This window comes from Pseudomonas sp. BAV 4579 (assembly GCF_009765395.1).
Lineage (GTDB): Bacteria > Pseudomonadota > Gammaproteobacteria > Pseudomonadales > Pseudomonadaceae > Chryseomonas > Chryseomonas aestiva.
In genome coordinates this window covers 1-16,490 of record NZ_WHOV01000134.1, presented here as the reverse complement: position 1 = coordinate 16,490, position 16,490 = coordinate 1, and the positions used below count along the sequence as shown (strand labels likewise).

The following is a 16,490-nucleotide window of genomic DNA, read 5'->3' as shown; positions in this document are numbered from 1 at the left end:
TTCCTCAGCGTTTTTCGCCTCGCCTGACCGTCGCTCGGCGACTTTTCGTACAGAGCCCAGCCCTAGCGCCCGCCACCGATGTCCAGCAGGGCGCCGGTGGTGTAGGACGCCTCGTCCGACAGCAGCCAGAGGATGCCGGCCGCGATCTCCTCCGCCGCGCCCGCACGCCCCAGCGGGGTGCTCACCCCCAGGCGCTCGGCGCGTCCCGGCTGGCCGCCGCTGGCGTGGATGTCGGTGAGGGTCACGCCCGGCCGCACCGCATTGACCCTTACCCCGTGCGGACCGAGTTCCTTGGCCAGACCGAGGGTAAGGGTATCCAGCGCCGCCTTGCTGGCGGCGTAGTCGACATATTCGTTAGGCGAGCCCAGGCGGGCGGCGATGGAGGAGACATTGACGATGGCGCCACCGCGGCCGCCGCGTTCGCGAGACAGGTGGCGGGCCGCTTCGCGCGCGCAGAGAAAGGCGCCATAGACGTTGACCTCGAACATCCGTCGCAGGCGCTCGGCGCTCATGTCCACCAATGGCTGGGAATGGTCGACGATCCCGGCATTGTTGACGAAGCCGTCCAGCCCGCCGAAGCGCGCCACCGTGCGCTCGAACAGCGCCAGCACCTGGGCCTCGTCGGCCACGTCGCCGCGCAGTGCCAGGCCTTCCACGCCGAGGTCCTCGATCTCGGCCAGGGTGGCCCGGGCCGCGGCCTCGTCCTGGCGATAGTTGAAGGCGACGTTCCAGCCGCGGCGAGCGGCGCCAAGGGCCGTGGCGCGGCCGATACCGCGACTCGCACCAGTGATGAGCAGGGTTTTGCGCATGATGAAAACCTCGGGCTAGAGAGCGGAGAGGGGAGACGGCTAACCGTCTGATGTATCGAAAAAAAGCTTGGACGTGCCCGACGTTTCGCCTAAAAGTAAGGTGAACGGCACGCGCCGCATTATCCGCGGCCACTTCGCGATCTGATTCCCAGGCTTGTCTGAAAGGTCACCGAGTGAAGGTGAGACAAGACGAAAATCAGCGAGGAAGCGCAGTTTACGAGCGGTAAATGAGCATTCTGAGTTGATTTTCAACGCAGCATCACCGATGCGCAGGTACTTTTCAGACAAAGCTCAAGCGCTTGCAGAGGTCAATCCTGATGACAAGACCCCGCTTCATCTCGCCCAACGAAGTTTCCGCGCTCCGTACCAACATCCTCTCCAAGCTCACCTACGCCGTCGGCAAGGACCCTGACAACGCCCTCGACCATGACTGGTTCCAGGCCACCGCCCTGGCCGCCCGGGACTACATCGTCGACCGCTGGATGAGTCGCACCCGCGACGCCTATCGCACCGGCCAGAAGCGGGTCTACTACCTTTCCCTGGAATTCCTCATCGGTCGCCTGCTGATCGACAGCCTGTCCAACCTCGGCATCCTCGAAGAGACCCGCCGTGCCCTGGCCGACCTCGGCGTCGATCTGGAGCGCATCCGGGGGCTGGAGCCGGACGCCGCCCTGGGCAACGGCGGTCTCGGCCGGCTGGCCGCCTGCTTCATGGAAAGCATGGCCACCCTGGGCATCGCCAGCCATGGCTATGGCATCCGTTACGAGCATGGTTTGTTCCGCCAGGTGATCGCCGACGGCTTTCAGCTGGAGCAGCCGGAGAGCTGGCTGGATTTCGGCAATCCCTGGGAATTCGAACGCGCCGAGGTGGTGTACGAGATCGGCTTTGGCGGTCACGTCGCGCCCTATGGCGAAGGCGATCCGCGCCGCCAGGTGTGGACGCCCGGCGAGCGCATCCGTGCGGTGGCCTATGACACCCCGGTGATCGGCTGGGGCGGGGAGGGCGCCAATACCCTGAGACTCTGGCGCGCCCGACCGCTGGAGATCCTCCACCTGGAAACCTTCAACGCCGGCGACCATGTCGGCGCCGTGGCCAACGAGGCCCGCGCCGAGAGCATCTCGCGGGTGCTCTATCCGGCCGACAGCAGCGAAGCCGGCCAGGAGCTGCGCCTGCGCCAGGAGTACTTCTTCGTCGCCGCCTCCCTGGCCGACCTGACCCGCCGTCACCTCAAGCAGCACAACGACCTGCTCAGCCTGCCCGAGCACGTGTCCATCCAGCTCAACGACACCCACCCGGCCATCGCCGTGGCCGAGCTGATGCGGCTGCTGGTGGATGTCCACGGCATTCCCTGGGACGCCGCCTGGAGCACCACCGTCGGCACCCTCAGCTACACCAACCACACCCTGCTGCCCGAGGCGCTGGAGACCTGGCCGGTGCAGCTGATGGAGCGCCTGCTGCCGCGGCACATGCAGATCATCTACCTGATCAATGCGCAGTTCCTCGACTCCCTGCGCGCCCGTGGCGAGACCGATGGTGGCATGATCTCCTATGTCTCCCTGATCGACGAAAGCCAGGGTCGCCGGGTGCGCATGGGCAACCTGGCCTTCCTCGGCTCGCACAGCACCAACGGCGTGTCGGGACTGCACACCGACCTGATGCGCAAGACGGTCTTCCGCTCGCTGCACCGCCTCTATCCGGAGCGTATCAACAACAAGACCAACGGCATCACCTTCCGCCGCTGGCTGCACCAGGCCAATCCGGCGCTCACCGACCTGCTGGTGGATACCCTGGGCCAGGGCGTGCTGCACGATCCGGAAAAGACCCTGCCGCAGCTCAAGCCCTATGCCAACGACAGCAACTTCCGCGAGCGTTTCGCCCTGCAGCGTCAACGCAACAAGGACACCTTCACCAGCCTGGTGAAACAGCGGATGGAGATCGATCTCGACCCCGCCGCGCTGTTCGACGTCCAGATCAAGCGCATCCACGAGTACAAGCGGCAGCTGATGAATCTGCTGCAGACCATAGCGCTGTACCAGGCCATCCGCGACAACCCCAACGGCGACTGGACGCCGCGGGTCAAGATCTTCGCCGGCAAGGCCGCCGCCAGCTATCACCAGGCCAAGCTGATCATCAAGCTGGCCAATGATGTGGCCAGGGTGGTCAACAACGATCCTCTGACCCGCGACCTGCTCAAGGTGGTCTTCCTGCCTAACTACAACGTCAGCCTGGCCGAGGTCATCATCCCGGCGGCGGACCTGTCAGAACAGATCTCCACCGCCGGCATGGAAGCCTCGGGCACCAGCAACATGAAGTTCGGCCTCAATGGCGCCCTCACCATCGGCACCCTGGATGGCGCCAACGTGGAGATGTGCGAGCTGATCGGCGCCGAGCACATGTTCATCTTCGGCCTCAAGGCCGCCGAAGTGGAGGAGCGCCAGCGCAGCGGCGGCATCTCCTCGGACATCATCGAGAATTCGCCACGCCTGGCCCAGGTCCTGGCGGGTCTGCGCGGCGGCCAGTTCTCTCCCGAGGATCCGGCTCGCTACAACAGCCTGCTCGACGTGCTTACCTGGCACGACCGCTTCCTGGTCTGCGCCGACTTCGACGCCTACTGGGACGCCCAGCGCCAGGTGGAAATGCGCTGGCAGCAGCCGGACAAATGGTGGCAATCGGCGGTGATCAACACCTCCAGCATGGGCTGGTTCTCCTCCGACCGCACCATCCGCGAATACGCCACGGAGATCTGGAAGGCGCTGTAGTCGTTATAGGGTCTATCGCAGCCATGGCGGTCCGCCGATGCGGCCGCTCCTACAGGCAAGGCAAGATCCTGTAGGAGCGGCCCATGGCCGCGATCACCTGTTCCCCGACTGAGAACCCCTGCCTTCCACGACGTCTACATCCTTGCCGCATCCGCCCCGCAAGCCCGTCACCGGAGTCCTAATGCCCCGCACCTCTACCCGCCTCGAAGCGGGCAATCCTGCCCATTACGGTGCCACCCTCGTCGACGGCGGGATCAACTTCGCCGTCTGGTCGCCGGCCGCCGAGGCGGTCGAACTCTGCCTCTATGACGCCAAGGGCGAGGCCGAGACCCAGCGCCTGGCCTTTTGCGAGCACGAGGGCGGCGTCTGGCACGGTTTCCTGGCCGGTGCCAAGCCGGGACTGAGATATGGGTTGCGCGCCCAAGGCGCCTATCGTCCCCGGGACGGTCTCAGATTCAATGCCAACAAACTGCTGGTGGACCCCTGGGCCCTGGCGGTGGACCGACCCTTCCAGCTGCACCCCAGCACCTATGGCTTTCATCCCGACGATCCCGACCGTGCGGACGCACGCGACAGCGGCGCCCATGTCCCCAAGGCCATCGTCCTGCCGCCGGTCGACAGCCTGGTGCCGACGCCCAGGCGCCGCGCCGCCGGGCTGATCTACGAGCTGCACGTGCGTGGCCAGACCCAGCTGCATCCGCAGGTGCCCCCCCGCCAGCGCGGGACCCTGGCGGCGTTGCGCCATCCCGCGCTGATCGAACACTGGCAGCGCCTCGGCGTCACCACCCTGGAGCTGCTGCCCATCGCCGCCTGGGCCGACGATCGCCATCTGCCGGCCCTGGGCCTGGCCAACTACTGGGGCTACAACCCGGTGCTCATGGCCGCCGTCGATCCGCGCCTAGCCGGGCACGAGGCCCTGGGCGAATTGCGCGAGACGGTGGCCACCCTGCAGGCCGCCGGCTTCGAGGTGCTGCTCGACGTGGTCTTCAACCATACCGGCGAAGGCGATGAGCTTGGCCCCACCTTCAATCTGCGCGGCCTGGACAATGCCGGCTACTACCGCCTGCAGCCGGACGATCCGGTGCGTTATATCAACGACATGGGCTGCGGCAACTGCCTGGCCCTGTACAGCCCGCCAGCGCTGCGCCTGACCCTGGACAGCCTCCGGCACTGGGTCACCGCCGCCGGCGTCGACGGCTTCCGCTTCGACCTGGCGCCGGCGCTCGGTCGTCTGGAAAGTGGGTTCGATCGCGATGCACCGCTGCTCCAGGCCCTGGCCCAGGATCCGCTCCTGCGCCAGGTGCGGCTGGTGGCCGAACCCTGGGACATCGGTCCCGGCGGTCATCAGGTCGGCGCCTTCCGCGCGCCCTGGCAGGAATGGAACGACGCCTTCCGCGACGACGTCCGCCGCTTCTGGCGCGGTGACGAGGGGCTGCGTGGCGCCCTGGCCACCCGCCTGGCCGGTAGCGCCGATCTCTTCGGCGTGGACGATCGCCTGCTGCGCACCAGCGTCAACTTCATCACCGCCCACGACGGCTTCACCCTCGCCGACCTGGTCAGCTACGCCGAGAAGCACAATGAAGCCAACGGCGAGGGCAATCGCGACGGCACCACCGACAACAAGAGCTGGAACAACGGCGTCGAAGGCCCGAGCGACGATCCGGCCATCCAGGAGGCCCGCGCCGCCAACCAACGCGCCCTGCTGGCGACCCTGATCCTCGCCGGTGGCGAACCCATGCTGACCGCCGGCGACGAATTCGGTCGCAGCCAGCAGGGCAACAACAACGCCTATGTGCAGGACAACGAATTGTCCTGGCTGGACTGGCAGCAGGCCGACAGCCCCGCCGGAAGGCTGCAGAGTGCCTTTGTCGGCCGCCTCATGGCACTGCGGCGGGAATTGCCGGCGCTGCAGGCGCAACGGCTGCTGGGACGTCCCGATCCCCGTGGCTGGGTCCGGATCGAATGGCTCGATGCCGACGGCGCGCCGATGGATGACGGCCGCTGGCAGGCGGGGGGCAGCTTGCCGCTCGCCCTTACCCTGGAATCCCTCGATGGCGAGGATCAGCCCCAGGCCGCCCGGATCTGGCTGGCCTTCCAACCGCGCCGGGAGGAAATCGACCTGCGACTGCCCTCGTCACGTGACGGACATCACTGGGTGATACAGCTGGACAGCCGTCAGCCTGAACTGGAACCCGACTCGGCAGTCTACCCCAGCGCCGAAAATCTCCGTGCTGGCCGAGGCGTACTGCTGGCCGTGGAGACTCCGAACGCGCGCTAGGCGCGTGTTCCCTGCCGGCCGCCGGTGTTCGGTGCCTAGTTGCCCTGGCGACAGCGTCCGGGATCGGCACTGGCTGGCAGACCTGGCCTGACGGTCCGCTCTGCTTGAGACGGAGCTTGAGCTTTGGCGCTACACTCGCGCCCATCATTACAAGGAGCACCGCGATGTCCCGGATATCCCTCAGTCGTTACCTCATCGAGCAGACCCGCAGCCACAAGACCCCGGCCGACCTGCGCTTCCTCATCGAAGTCGTGGCCCGGGCGTGCAAGCGCATCAGCTACGAGGTGTCCAAGGGGGCGCTGGGTGGCGTGCTCGGCAGCATGGGCACCGAGAACGTCCAGGGCGAGGTGCAGAAGAAGCTGGACGTACTGTCCAACGAGATCTTGCTGGAAGCCAACGAGTGGGGCGGCACCCTGGCCGGCATGGCCTCCGAGGAAATGGACCAGGTCCATCAGATCCCCGGTCACTATCCCAAGGGCGCCTACCTGCTGATGTTCGATCCCCTGGACGGCTCGTCCAACATCGACGTCAACGTCTCCGTCGGCACCATCTTCTCCATCCTGCGCAAGGACTTCGTCAGCAGCACCACCGGTGACGTGACCGAAGAAGCCTTCATGCAGAAGGGCACCGAGCAGGTCGCCGCCGGTTATGCCATCTACGGTCCCCAGACCATGCTGGTGCTGACCCTGGGCGACGGCGTCAAGGGCTTCACCCTGGATCGCGAACTGGGCAGCTTCGTGCTGACCCACGAAGACATCACCATCCCCGAGACCACTGCCGAATTCGCCATCAACATGTCCAACCAGCGCCACTGGGAAGCCCCGGTCAAGCGCTACGTGGACGAACTGCTGGCCGGCAAGGAAGGTCCCCTGGGCAAGAACTACAACATGCGCTGGATCGCCTCCATGGTGGCCGATGTCCATCGCATCCTTACCCGTGGCGGCCTCTTCATGTACCCGCGCGACGCCCGCGAACCGGAAAAGCCCGGCAAGCTGCGCCTGATGTACGAGGCCAATCCCATGGCCCTGCTGGTGGAGCAGGCCGGTGGCGCTGCCACTAACGGTCACCAGCGCATCCTCGACGTCCAGCCCGACGGCCTGCACCAGCGGGTAGCGGTGTTCCTGGGCTCCAAGGAAGAAGTGCAGCGCGTGACCGAGTACCATCGTCAGCGTTGATCGCCTGCAAGCCGGGCTGCCTGCAACGGGCGGTCCGGTTCATCTCCTGCTCCCCGCTTCAGCGTTCAGTTCCGATCCAGTCTCCTTAATCCTGCGCTAATTCGCGTCCGCCGAAGATGGCCGCGCAGCCGGTCGGGCTGCATTCGCATCGCGTGAGGAGCCCTTCGCCAGAAACGTCCTGAAATTCCCTGTCGGCATCTTCGCACCAGTCTGTTCGGCGGCGGCACCCTGGGCGTCGCCCGGGTCACCCAGGACGGCTCCAGCTTCGGCCGTGACAGCGACCTCGGCTATGTGGCCGGGGTCCAGGCCGGCATCCTGCAGCAGGTCAAAGAGCGCACCTCCTGGGAAGCCGGCTATCGCTACCTGCGCAGTAACGCCAAGCCCGATATCGACCAGGACGGCGCCAAGCTCGGCTCGAGCCAGCTCGACAGCAGCAAGGAAATCTACCTGGGTATGAACGTCTATTTCTGAGGCGTGCCGGGGCGCCAGCGGGCGCCCCGACTTTCAGCTGAAGGGATCCAGCCCCGAGAAGGCCGCCACCAGCGCGACGGCGACCACCCCCAGGGCGATCTCCACGGCCGTGGCCCGGCGCAGCAGCTGCCATGCCTTGGGTCCCTGGCCCAGTCGCGGTACCAGCAGATAACGATTGGCCAGGGCCAGGACCACCATCGTCGCTACCACCAGTACCTTGGCCAGCAGCAGAGCGGAGTAGGGCGTCAGCCGCAGCAGGCCGTCCGGCCCCAGGATCAGCAGGCTGTTGAACACGCCGCTGAACAAGGCCAGCGCCACGCAGATCTGCCCGGGCAGCGAGTAGCCGCGCAGCAAGTGCTGGACATCATCTCTCAGGTCTGTGGGCGGCTGTCCCAAGCACAGCAGTACCCCGGGCAGACTGCCCAGCCAGAATCCCGTCGTGAGCAGATGCAGGGCCTGGTTCAGCTGGTGCGCCAGGCCTAACCCGCCCGCCGTCGCGGCCGCATGGCCACCCAGGGCCAGACTAGCCAGCAGCAGACCGCTGAATCCCCATAGCCACCGACTGCCGTGAATCCCGGGTCCCACCAGCAGCCACAGCGCCAGCAGCAGGCCCAGTGGCAACTGCCAACGCCAGCCATGGCCATCCTCGGTGGCTAGATACAGCTGCCACAGCGGCAGGTTGAAGGCATCCGCCCAGCCATCGCCCACCAGGGCTGCCTGCAGCGGCAACAGGCTCGACGCCCCGAGCAGCAGCAGCGCGCCCAGCAGGCGTGCCGAAAGACGCGCGCGCTCCAGTAGCCAGAAACGCAAGCCGGGGCGACCCAAGTAGAGCGCCAGGGCCAGATAGCCCCAGGTCAGCAGCAGCGGCAGCAGGAAGAGGGTACGGGCGAGGGGGCGCCAGGCCTCGGGCGTCGCCAGTCCGCCGTCCATCCCTACTGGACGGTGAAGCGGTAATCGCCCTGGGTCTTGTGCCCGTCCTTGGCCAGTACCCGCCATTTCACCTGGTAGTGACCCGGTTCCAGCGGCGCATCCAGCGGCACGTCCAGGGTGCGCTCGTCACGCCCGGAAATGACCTTGCCGGTAGTGATCGCCGTGCTGGCCTGGCCATCCAGACGTTGCAACAGCACCTGACTGAGAGACGCCTCGATCGCTTCGGAAAAGCTCAGGCTCAATTGCTTCGGTGCCGCGCTGGTGCTGTCGGGCGCGGGCTCGGCGCTCTTGAGATGGCCGTGGGCCAGGGCCAGGCCGGGCAACAGCGGAGCGGTCAGGGCGAGGCGGCGAGCGAGACGCAGGGCAGCGGTCATGGAAATCTCCGGCGGCAGAGGAAAACCGCCAGCTTAGCAGTCCGTCCGGGTGGCGTCCGCGTCTGGCGCCCGCTCAGCCGCGCGCGCCGCGCATTCGACGAAGGTGAGCGCGGTGCAGGTGCGGCAGACCTCCGGATCCAGCCGCGGATAGATGCTGCGCAGGGCCTGATCCTTGGACGAGAAGACATGACCGTCGCCCAGCTCCTTAAGAAAGCCGGTCTTGGCGAACAGCTGCAGCACCGGGGTACGCGGGCGGTGGAAATAGAGATCACCGCCCTGGGCCCGGCGCTCGCGCCATTCCCGCCGCCACAGGTCGTTACCGGCCAGATCGATGAAATTCATGCTCTTGGTCATGAACAGCGCATGCTTCTGACCGGGCTGGGCACTGCGAAAGCCATCCAGCTGATCGCCGACATGGGGTACGGCGCCAAAGAATACCGAGCCCTCCACCCGCACCAGCTTGAGTTGCGGACACTCCTGCGCCGGCTGGCCCAGTTCGTCCAGTGGCGTGAAGCGACGCTCGGGGGTACGGGGATCCGGGACCAGCGGGCGGATGGCCGGGTGCGAGGTGCGATAGAGATAGGCCACCAGGGACACCAGGGTGCCCAGCAGCACGGCGCGGTCCAGGGGAATGGTCAGGGTCGCCAGCAAGGTCACCCCGGCCACCAGGGCCTCGGTGCGGCTGACCCTGAGCACCTCGCGCCAGCGCCCCAGGTCCAGCAGGCCACGCGCCACCAGCAGCAGGGTGGCGGCGATGGCCGCCAGTGGAATGGCGGCGATCAGGGCACCCCCGAAGGCAACCAGGGCCACCACCAGCAGGGCGGCAAACACCGCCGCCAGCGGCGTACGGGCCCCGGCTTCGAAATTGGGCATGGAGCGATTCAGCGAGCCGCAGGAGACATAGGCCGAAAAGCAGCCGCCGACCAGATTGGCCAGCCCCTGGCCGCGGAATTCGCGATTGACGTCCAGTCGCTGGCCGGAGCGCTGGGCCACCGCCTTGGCGATCGACAGCGACTGCCCCAGGGCCACCAGCGTCAGGGCCACGGCGATCCCGGAGAGATTGCCCAGATCCTGCAGGGTGACGTCGGGCAGATGGAAGGGCGGCAGCGCCGAGGGGATCCGTCCGACCGTGGCGAGCCCCTGGGCGGCGCCCGGCACGCTGCGCTCCAAGATCCAGGTGCTCAGGCAACCGGCCAGCAGGCCCAGCAGCATGGTCGGCCAGCGCGGGCGCAGCCGGCGCAGCAGCAGGGTGGCGACCAGGGTCACCACACCGATGACCAGCGAGGGCCAGTGGATCGCCAGCGGATGGGCGAGCACATAGCCGAGGACGCCGAAGGCCGAGGTGCCCAGTGGCGGCGACAACCCGAACAGGTCCTTGAGCGAATAGAGCCCGATCAGCACGGCCGCACCGCTCATGAAGCCGAGCAGCACCGAAGGCGAGATGAAGTTGGCCACGGCGCCCAGGCGCAGGGCGCCCACCGTCAGTTGCAGCAGGCCGACCAGCAGGGTCACCGCTAGGGCCAGATCGATGTAGGGGCCGGAGCCCGCCAGCGCCAGCGGCGACAGCGCCGCCAGCAGGGCCAGGGAGTTGGCATTGGTCGGACCGGTCACCACATGGCGACTGGAACCCGCCAGGGCGGCGACGATGCAGGGCACCACGGCGCCATAGACGCCGTATTGCGGAGGCAGTCCGGCCAGGGTGGCGAAGGCCACGCCCTGGGGGAGCGCCAGGACCGCGCCCAGCAGACCCGCACCCAGGTCCGCCTTCAGGGTGGTGCGGTCCACCTCGCGGAGCCAGGGCAGCAGGGTCGAGAGGGCGGGCATGGGGCACTCCTGGAAAAAGGATCGCCCACTCTACCGATTACTGTTACTGGCCGGCTACCGGCTGCTCGCCATCCACGGTTGCCGCCACGACACCCGCACGTGCTCATTTCTTCACCAGTCGCCGCCAGACCGGTCTCCGTGGCGTTCTCGTGACTTCATGCACGGGTTATCCACATCACTGTACACGCCAGCTGTGGGTAACCTGGGCCACTAGCCATCGTGGCTGTTGGCGGCGATACGATGGATCGACAGATCGGCGCCCTGGTATTCCTCTTCCTGACTCAGTCGCAAGCCCAGCACGGCCTTGAGCAGCCCGTAGACGGCCAGTCTACCGAGCAGGGCGATCGCGATACCCAGGGCCGTGCCGGCCAGCTGCGCCAGCAGGCTTACCCCGCCCAGGCCACCCAGCGCCGTCTGGCCGAACAGACCGCAGGCGATGCCACCCCAGGCGCCGCAGAGGCCATGCAATGGCCAGACGCCCAGCACATCGTCCAGCTTCCAGCGCGTCTGCACCGCGGTAAAGGCCCAGACGAACAGGGCGCCCGCCACCAGGCCCGTGGCCAGCGCGGCGATGGGATGCATCAGGTCGGAGCCGGCGCAGACGGCGACCAGTCCCGCCAGGGGACCGTTGTGCAGAAAGCCGGGATCGTTGCGCCCGAGCAGCAGGGCAGCCGCCGTCCCGCCGACCATGGCCATCAGCGAATTCAGCGCCACCAGCCCGCTGACACCCGCCAGGCTCTGGGCGCTCATCACGTTGAAGCCGAACCAGCCGACGATCAGGATCCAGGAACCCAGCGCCAGGAAGGGAATGTTCGACGGCGGAAAGGCCACCAACCGGCCTTCGCGATAGCGACCCTGACGCGGACCCAGCAGTATCACCGCCGCTAGCGCCAGCCAGCCACCCACCGCGTGCACCACCACCGAGCCGGCGAAGTCGTGGAAGCGCGCCCCGAACAGCGCTTCGAAGCTGTCCTGCAGCCCCAGGTTGTTGTTCCACATCAGGCCTTCGAAGCTGGGATAGACGAAGGCCACGATCAGCGCCGTAGCGCACAGCTGCGGCACGAAGCGCGCCCGCTCGGCGATACCGCCGGAGATGATCGCCGGAATGGCCGCGGCGAAGGTCGCCAGGAAAAAGAACTTCACCAGTCCGTAGCCGCTGTCGGCGGTCAGCACCTGGGCCGGGGCGAAGAACGTCACGCCATAGGCGATCCAGTAGCCGACGAAGAAGTACACCAGGGTGGAAATGGCGAAGTCGGCGAGGATCTTGGACAGGGCATTCACCTGGTTCTTGTGCCGCACGGTGCCGGCTTCGAGAAAGGCGAAGCCGGCGTGCATGGCCAGCACCATCACGGCGCCGAGCAGGAGAAAGAGGGTATTGGCACTGTGGACCAGGGTCGCCACGGCGGAAGGCAATTCGTTCATCAGGGCAGTCGTCGCAAAGGGTTGCACCAAAAACATGCCTAGCGGCTGCTTGATGCGCGATTTTGGGGCGAAATACGGCTCTCGGCAGGTTCAGTCTTGCCGCCAGACAGAGCGCAACCGGGGATGGACGCAGGGATGCGCCAGGGCGGTGCAAGTCGGAAAGGCGTGCACTACCAGACAGCAAAGGTTGTGCCGCTAAAGCGAGCGCAGAACGATCCGACCGCTGCTCAGATTGGTCAGCAAGGTTGCCACCTCGTCGCGACGCTGGGGTTCCACGGCGATCCGCAGGACGATCTCCAGCGCCTGGTAGTCCTCTTCAAGCAGCACCACTGCCAGGGCGGCCAGGCGCGCCTTGATCAGCGGCCACTCCGCATAGGTACAGGCGAAGCCATAGTCCTGCCGCAGCACCAGCGGCTGCCTGTCCGCCTGCTGCAGGCAGCGGGCAGCGCAACCGCCATAGGCGCGCACCAGTCCGCCGGTACCCAGCTTGATGCCGCCGTACCAGCGGATGACCACCACCACCACCTGGTCGCAATCCTGCCCCTCGATGGCGGCGAGGATGGGCCGACCCGCGGTGCCCCCGGGCTCGCCGTCGTCATTGAAGCGGTATTGGTTGCCAAGCTTCCACGCCCAGCAGTTGTGGGTCGCGGTCGGTACGCTCACACGCTCGATAAAGGCCATGGCCGCTTCCACCGTGGTGACAGGCGCGGCGAGGGCCAGGAAACGACTCTTGCGCACCTCTTCTTCAAAGGCGGCATCCCGGATCAGGGTGAAGGTCATGGCGCCTGGAGGCCCAGTCCCTTGAGGATGACATGGGTCAGGGTCCGCGCAGCCTCGTCGAAATCCTGCCGGGTCAGGCGGCTGCGTCCCGTCACCTGGCAGATCTGGCTGGCGAAATCGGCATAGTGCTGGGTGCTGCTCCACAGCAGGAAGATCAGGTGGACCGGATCCACCGGGTCCATCTTGCCAGCCGCGATCCAGGCCTCGAACACCGCCGCCCGGTTGCGAAACCAGGTCTGGTAGTCCTGATCGAAGTACTCGTACAGGCAGTGACCACCACCGATGATCTCCATGGCGAAGATCCGCGAGGCCAGCGGCTGGCGCCGCGAGAATTCCAGCTTGGCGCGGATGTAGCGGCTGAGAGCCTCGGCGGGGTCGTCTTCCACGGTCAGGTGGTTGAAGGTGCTGTCCCAGAGTTCGAGGATGTTGCCCAGCACGGCCATATAGAGGCCGAGCTTGTTGTTGAAGTAGTAGTGGAGATTGGCCTTGGGCAAGCCGACGCGCTGGGCGATGGTGTTCATGCTGGTGCCCTTGAAGCCATGGCGGGCGAATTCTTCCTCCGCCGCGCTCAGGATCGACTCCTCATTCTTCTGCCGGATGCGTCCGGCCGGCTTGTCCTGGCCGGCGTGATGGGCGGGTACGAGAAGGGTCATGACAACTGGAGGATCCTGAGGCGCGGCAGGCATCAATAGCGTACCCCCGGTCCCGGACACAAGGGCTGTTTTACCGGTGTGGCGCCGGCGAGCGGCATTCCGTCACCGCTGCGCGGCGCTCTTCGGGCAGTAACAGGTTGAGCAGGATGGCGGTGATGCCGCCGCTGGTGATCGCGGTGTCGAATAGACTCTTCACCAGTGGCGGCAACTGATCCAGCAGTGTCGGCTGGCTGGCGATACCCAGACCCACGCCAAGGGAAGTGGCGATGATCAGCAGGCTGCGACGATCCAGCGTGCACTGCGCCAGCAACCGTATTCCGGCCGCAGCGACACTGCCGAACAGCACCAGGGTCGCACCGCCCAGCACCGGTTTGGGAATCTGCTGCAGGACGGCGCCCAGGATGGGAAACAGGCCCAGCACCAGCAGGATGGCGCCTATCCAGTAGCCGACATGGCGGCTGGCCACGCCGGTCAGCTGGATCACCCCGTTGTTCTGCGCGAAGGTGGTGCTGGGAAAGGTATTGAAGGTGGCGGCGAGCAGGCAGGCGACGCCGTCGCCCAGGACCCCGCCCCGCAACCGCCGCAGATAGCCGGGACCTTCGATGGGTTGCCGCGAGATCAGGCAATTGGCGGTCAGGTCGCCGGTGGTCTCCAGGGTGCTGATCAGATAGATCAGCGCAACCGGCAAAAAGGCCGACCAGTCGAAGGCGAAGCCGAAACGAAAGGGGAGAGGGACGCTGATCAGGGGCAGATCCGGCAGCGCCTGGGGTTTCAGCAGGCCACAGCTCCAGGCGGCGAGGGAGCCCACCAGCAAGCCGATCATCACCGCCGACAGCCGCAACCAGGGTCGCCGCGACAGATTCAGGCCAATGATGACCACCAAGACCAGGCCGCCGAGGGCCAGGTTGAGCGGTGCGCCGAAGTTGGCGGCCTTGGCGCCCCCGCCAAGATCGGTGACGCCCACCCTGATCAGGCTGATGCCGATCAGGGTGATGACGATGCCGGTCACCAGTGGCGTGATCACTCGGCGCAACAGGCCCAGGCAGCGACTCAGGCCGATCTGGACGAAGGCGCCAAAGAAGCAGACGCCAAAGATCATCGCCAGGATGTCCTCTGGTGTCCCGCCGCGCTGCTTGACCAGCATCCCGGCTGCCAGCACCGCGGACAGAAAGGAGAAGCTGGTGCCCTGCAGGCAGATCATGCCCGCCCCCAGCCCACCGGCACCGCGGGCCTGCAGAAAGGTGCCGACGCCCGACACCATCAGCCCCATGCTGATCAGATAGGGCAGATGCTCGTGCAGACCCAGGGCCCCGGCAATGATCAGCGGTGGGGTGACGATCCCCACGAAGCTCGCCAGGACGTGCTGCAGGGCAGCGCAAAAGGCCGCGAGCGGGGCCGGACGTTCGTCCAGGCCATAGAGCAGATCATCGGGGACGGGACTGGGCATGATGATTACCTCTCAGTGGCGCGGCGGGCCGGGAAGGCGGCTACAGCGCCAAAAGTGGGTTTGGCCGGACTAGAACTGATACTTCACTAGGAAGCTGAAAACGCTCTGGTCGGTACGGAATCCCTCGCTGTCCTTGATGCCGTACTTGTCCGACCAGTAGTCGTACTCGGTACCCACATAAAGGTGCTTGGCCTCGTACCCCATGGCCTTGCCCAGGTCGTACTTGACCTGTGGATTGAAGTGCAGGTTGGCGTGGTAGCTACCCTTGTTGTTCATCACCCAGTCCAGGTAGCCATCGATGAGCAGATCCGAATTGCCCAGGGGCAGGGTGTAGGCCCATACCGGCGTGAGCTGCCAGGCACCCGAGGGCGCACTGCCGCCATCCGGCTTGCGGTAGTAGAGGTTCAGCTGGAAGTAGTCGAAGCCTGGCACCTTGAGGTCGAAACCCGGACCGACCAGGTAGTTGCGCTGATCACGACCGGCGCCCTCGCCATCGTTCTGGTCGTATTCCAGGGTGGTGGCGAGCAGCACATCGGTGACCGGGCCAAAGGAAAGATCCCGGCCGGACAGCTTGCCAAAGGACAGTCTTGGACTGAGTTCGCCATAGAAGCCCTGATGGCCGTCGCTGGCATTGGTCGCGCCGTTGAACCAGATGCTGTCGACGAAGAGGAAGAGATCGCCCCACGTCCAGCTGCTGGCATGCTCGAAGGTGACGGTCTGCTGGATGCGGGGATCGACCCGGAAATCCTTGCCATATAGATAGGTGAGGCTTTCACCATGCCACAGCAGTGGACTGTCTGCAGCGTTGGCGATACCGGCTGCGAGCAGGCTGGTGGTCAGCAGCGCGGTGGTTAGGGTCTTGCGCATGTAGGCTCCTGGAAGTGCTTCCTCGTTATGTGTTGCGTCCGCCGTGCTCAGCAAAATCGACGCCAAACCCAAGCGGGCGGAGGAAAATAGTTATTTTTCAACGCCTTGTATAAGGCTTCCGGGAAATTTCAGTTGTTTGGCGCGGCACCAAACCTGACCACTCGCTCAGTTTTCGTGCCCTGAAGCGGCGCCTGACGCGGCTCCGCTGCGAAACAGCGCACGGGGGCCTGCGCAGTGCTAAGGTGCTTGGCGACCCCGCAGGAGATAGTCATGAAGTTGCTTATCGGTGTGCTGATGGCCTTGCTCTGCAGCTCTCTCGCCTCGGCTCAGGTCCCCCAGGGCGGGACGGGGCAGCCGGGCATCCTTATGATCACCCGGGGCGATGCCTATTCCGGATCAGGATGCGATATAGGTCTGGTGATCCAGGGACGACTGGCCGGTACCCTCATGGCGGGCCAGAGTGCTTCCTTCAATCTGCCGCCTGGCGAAATCGCCGTGAGTCTTACCTCTTCCGGTCCGGGTGGTTGCGCAGCACCCATGGCGAGCAGCATCTCCCAGTCCATTCTCCTGACGCCTGGCGAGATCAAGCAGTACCGGATCATCGCGACCGAAGCGGGTTATCGCCTGGCGCCCATCCCGCTTTATTGAAGTTTCTTGAAATAACCTGTTGACCTGTCCTGAAACTCCCCTATAATGCGCCC

Annotated in this window: 14 protein-coding genes; 5 read left to right on the top strand and 9 right to left on the bottom strand. The window is 65.9% G+C overall.

Going from position 1 to position 16,490, the window contains the following annotated elements; translation table 11 throughout:
- Positions 1 to 62 precede the first annotated feature (62 nt).
- Positions 63 to 809, bottom strand: coding sequence for an SDR family oxidoreductase (locus GSQ95_RS21635; protein WP_158891039.1), 747 nt, complete (start codon positions 807 to 809; stop codon positions 63 to 65).
- A 317-nt stretch (positions 810 to 1,126) separates the two neighbouring features.
- On the opposite strand from GSQ95_RS21635, the gene GSQ95_RS21630 reads away from it, so the two are divergent.
- The 4 genes from GSQ95_RS21630 to GSQ95_RS21615 all read left to right on the top strand — a co-directional run bounded on the left by GSQ95_RS21630 (position 1,127) and on the right by GSQ95_RS21615 (position 7,492).
- The gene (locus tag GSQ95_RS21630) at positions 1,127 to 3,568 is read left to right on the top strand and encodes a glycogen/starch/alpha-glucan phosphorylase (protein ID WP_158891041.1); all 2,442 of its coding nucleotides are present in this window, start codon (positions 1,127 to 1,129) and stop codon (positions 3,566 to 3,568) included.
- 181 nt (positions 3,569 to 3,749) lie between these two features.
- Positions 3,750 to 5,846 carry a glycogen debranching protein GlgX gene (glgX, locus tag GSQ95_RS21625; RefSeq protein ID WP_158891043.1) on the top strand — a complete coding sequence of 699 codons (2,097 nt, stop codon included), beginning with the start codon at positions 3,750 to 3,752 and terminating at the stop codon, positions 5,844 to 5,846.
- A gap of 164 nt (positions 5,847 to 6,010) precedes the next feature.
- Positions 6,011 to 7,021, top strand: coding sequence for a class 1 fructose-bisphosphatase (locus GSQ95_RS21620; RefSeq protein ID WP_133862513.1), 1,011 nt, complete (start codon positions 6,011 to 6,013; stop codon positions 7,019 to 7,021).
- A gap of 291 nt (positions 7,022 to 7,312) precedes the next feature.
- Positions 7,313 to 7,492 carry a hypothetical protein gene (locus GSQ95_RS21615; protein WP_256664680.1) on the top strand — a complete coding sequence of 60 codons (180 nt, stop codon included), beginning with the start codon at positions 7,313 to 7,315 and terminating at the stop codon, positions 7,490 to 7,492.
- Between the two features lie 33 nt (positions 7,493 to 7,525).
- Here the strand turns inward: GSQ95_RS21615 and copD are convergent, their stop codons facing one another.
- The 8 genes from copD to GSQ95_RS21575 form a co-directional block, all read right to left on the bottom strand.
- The gene (gene copD / locus GSQ95_RS21610; RefSeq protein WP_158891045.1) at positions 7,526 to 8,422 is read right to left on the bottom strand and encodes a copper homeostasis membrane protein CopD; all 897 of its coding nucleotides are present in this window, start codon (positions 8,420 to 8,422) and stop codon (positions 7,526 to 7,528) included.
- Between the two features lie 2 nt (positions 8,423 to 8,424).
- Entirely contained in the window at positions 8,425 to 8,796 is a 372-nt protein-coding gene (gene copC, locus GSQ95_RS21605) for a copper homeostasis periplasmic binding protein CopC (RefSeq protein ID WP_158891047.1), read from the bottom strand.
- Positions 8,797 to 8,829: 33 nt separating this feature from the next.
- Complete coding sequence (locus GSQ95_RS21600; protein ID WP_158891049.1) at positions 8,830 to 10,620, bottom strand: SulP family inorganic anion transporter; 1,791 nt, start codon at positions 10,618 to 10,620, stop codon at positions 8,830 to 8,832.
- 210 nt (positions 10,621 to 10,830) lie between these two features.
- Positions 10,831 to 12,042 carry an ammonium transporter gene (locus GSQ95_RS21595; RefSeq protein WP_158891051.1) on the bottom strand — a complete coding sequence of 404 codons (1,212 nt, stop codon included), beginning with the start codon at positions 12,040 to 12,042 and terminating at the stop codon, positions 10,831 to 10,833.
- Between the two features lie 195 nt (positions 12,043 to 12,237).
- Positions 12,238 to 12,822: a YigZ family protein gene (locus GSQ95_RS21590; protein WP_158891053.1), complete on the bottom strand. Its 585-nt coding sequence runs from the start codon at positions 12,820 to 12,822 to the stop codon at positions 12,238 to 12,240.
- Complete coding sequence (locus tag GSQ95_RS21585; RefSeq protein WP_158891055.1) at positions 12,819 to 13,475, bottom strand: TetR/AcrR family transcriptional regulator; 657 nt, start codon at positions 13,473 to 13,475, stop codon at positions 12,819 to 12,821. Before GSQ95_RS21585 ends, GSQ95_RS21590 begins: the two co-directional genes overlap by 4 nt.
- A 70-nt stretch (positions 13,476 to 13,545) precedes the next feature.
- Complete coding sequence (locus GSQ95_RS21580) at positions 13,546 to 14,922, bottom strand: uracil-xanthine permease family protein (protein WP_158891057.1); 1,377 nt, start codon at positions 14,920 to 14,922, stop codon at positions 13,546 to 13,548.
- A 69-nt stretch (positions 14,923 to 14,991) separates the two neighbouring features.
- Positions 14,992 to 15,789: an outer membrane protein OmpK gene (locus tag GSQ95_RS21575; protein ID WP_158891059.1), complete on the bottom strand. Its 798-nt coding sequence runs from the start codon at positions 15,787 to 15,789 to the stop codon at positions 14,992 to 14,994.
- A 270-nt stretch (positions 15,790 to 16,059) separates the two neighbouring features.
- On the opposite strand from GSQ95_RS21575, the gene GSQ95_RS21570 reads away from it, so the two are divergent.
- Positions 16,060 to 16,437 carry a hypothetical protein gene (locus GSQ95_RS21570; RefSeq protein ID WP_158891061.1) on the top strand — a complete coding sequence of 126 codons (378 nt, stop codon included), beginning with the start codon at positions 16,060 to 16,062 and terminating at the stop codon, positions 16,435 to 16,437.
- The last annotated feature ends 53 nt before the right edge of the window (positions 16,438 to 16,490 follow it).

Bases quoted from the DNA above. Each gene is read 5' to 3' on its own strand.
- GSQ95_RS21570 (WP_158891061.1), top strand. From the start codon at position 16,060: ATGAAGTTGCTTATCGGTGTGCTGATGGCCTTGCTCTGCAGCTCTCTC.
- copC (WP_158891047.1), bottom strand. From the start codon at position 8,796: ATGACCGCTGCCCTGCGTCTCGCTCGCCGCCTCGCCCTGACCGCTCCG.
- GSQ95_RS21585 (WP_158891055.1), bottom strand. From the start codon at position 13,475: ATGACCCTTCTCGTACCCGCCCATCACGCCGGCCAGGACAAGCCGGCC.
- GSQ95_RS21580 (WP_158891057.1), bottom strand. From the start codon at position 14,922: ATGCCCAGTCCCGTCCCCGATGATCTGCTCTATGGCCTGGACGAACGT.
- glgX (WP_158891043.1), top strand. From the start codon at position 3,750: ATGCCCCGCACCTCTACCCGCCTCGAAGCGGGCAATCCTGCCCATTAC.
- GSQ95_RS21630 (WP_158891041.1), top strand. From the start codon at position 1,127: ATGACAAGACCCCGCTTCATCTCGCCCAACGAAGTTTCCGCGCTCCGT.
- GSQ95_RS21575 (WP_158891059.1), bottom strand. From the start codon at position 15,789: ATGCGCAAGACCCTAACCACCGCGCTGCTGACCACCAGCCTGCTCGCA.
- GSQ95_RS21620 (WP_133862513.1), top strand. From the start codon at position 6,011: ATGTCCCGGATATCCCTCAGTCGTTACCTCATCGAGCAGACCCGCAGC.
- GSQ95_RS21600 (WP_158891049.1), bottom strand. From the start codon at position 10,620: ATGCCCGCCCTCTCGACCCTGCTGCCCTGGCTCCGCGAGGTGGACCGC.
- GSQ95_RS21595 (WP_158891051.1), bottom strand. From the start codon at position 12,042: ATGAACGAATTGCCTTCCGCCGTGGCGACCCTGGTCCACAGTGCCAAT.
- GSQ95_RS21590 (WP_158891053.1), bottom strand. From the start codon at position 12,822: ATGACCTTCACCCTGATCCGGGATGCCGCCTTTGAAGAAGAGGTGCGC.
- GSQ95_RS21635 (WP_158891039.1), bottom strand. From the start codon at position 809: ATGCGCAAAACCCTGCTCATCACTGGTGCGAGTCGCGGTATCGGCCGC.
- copD (WP_158891045.1), bottom strand. From the start codon at position 8,422: ATGGACGGCGGACTGGCGACGCCCGAGGCCTGGCGCCCCCTCGCCCGT.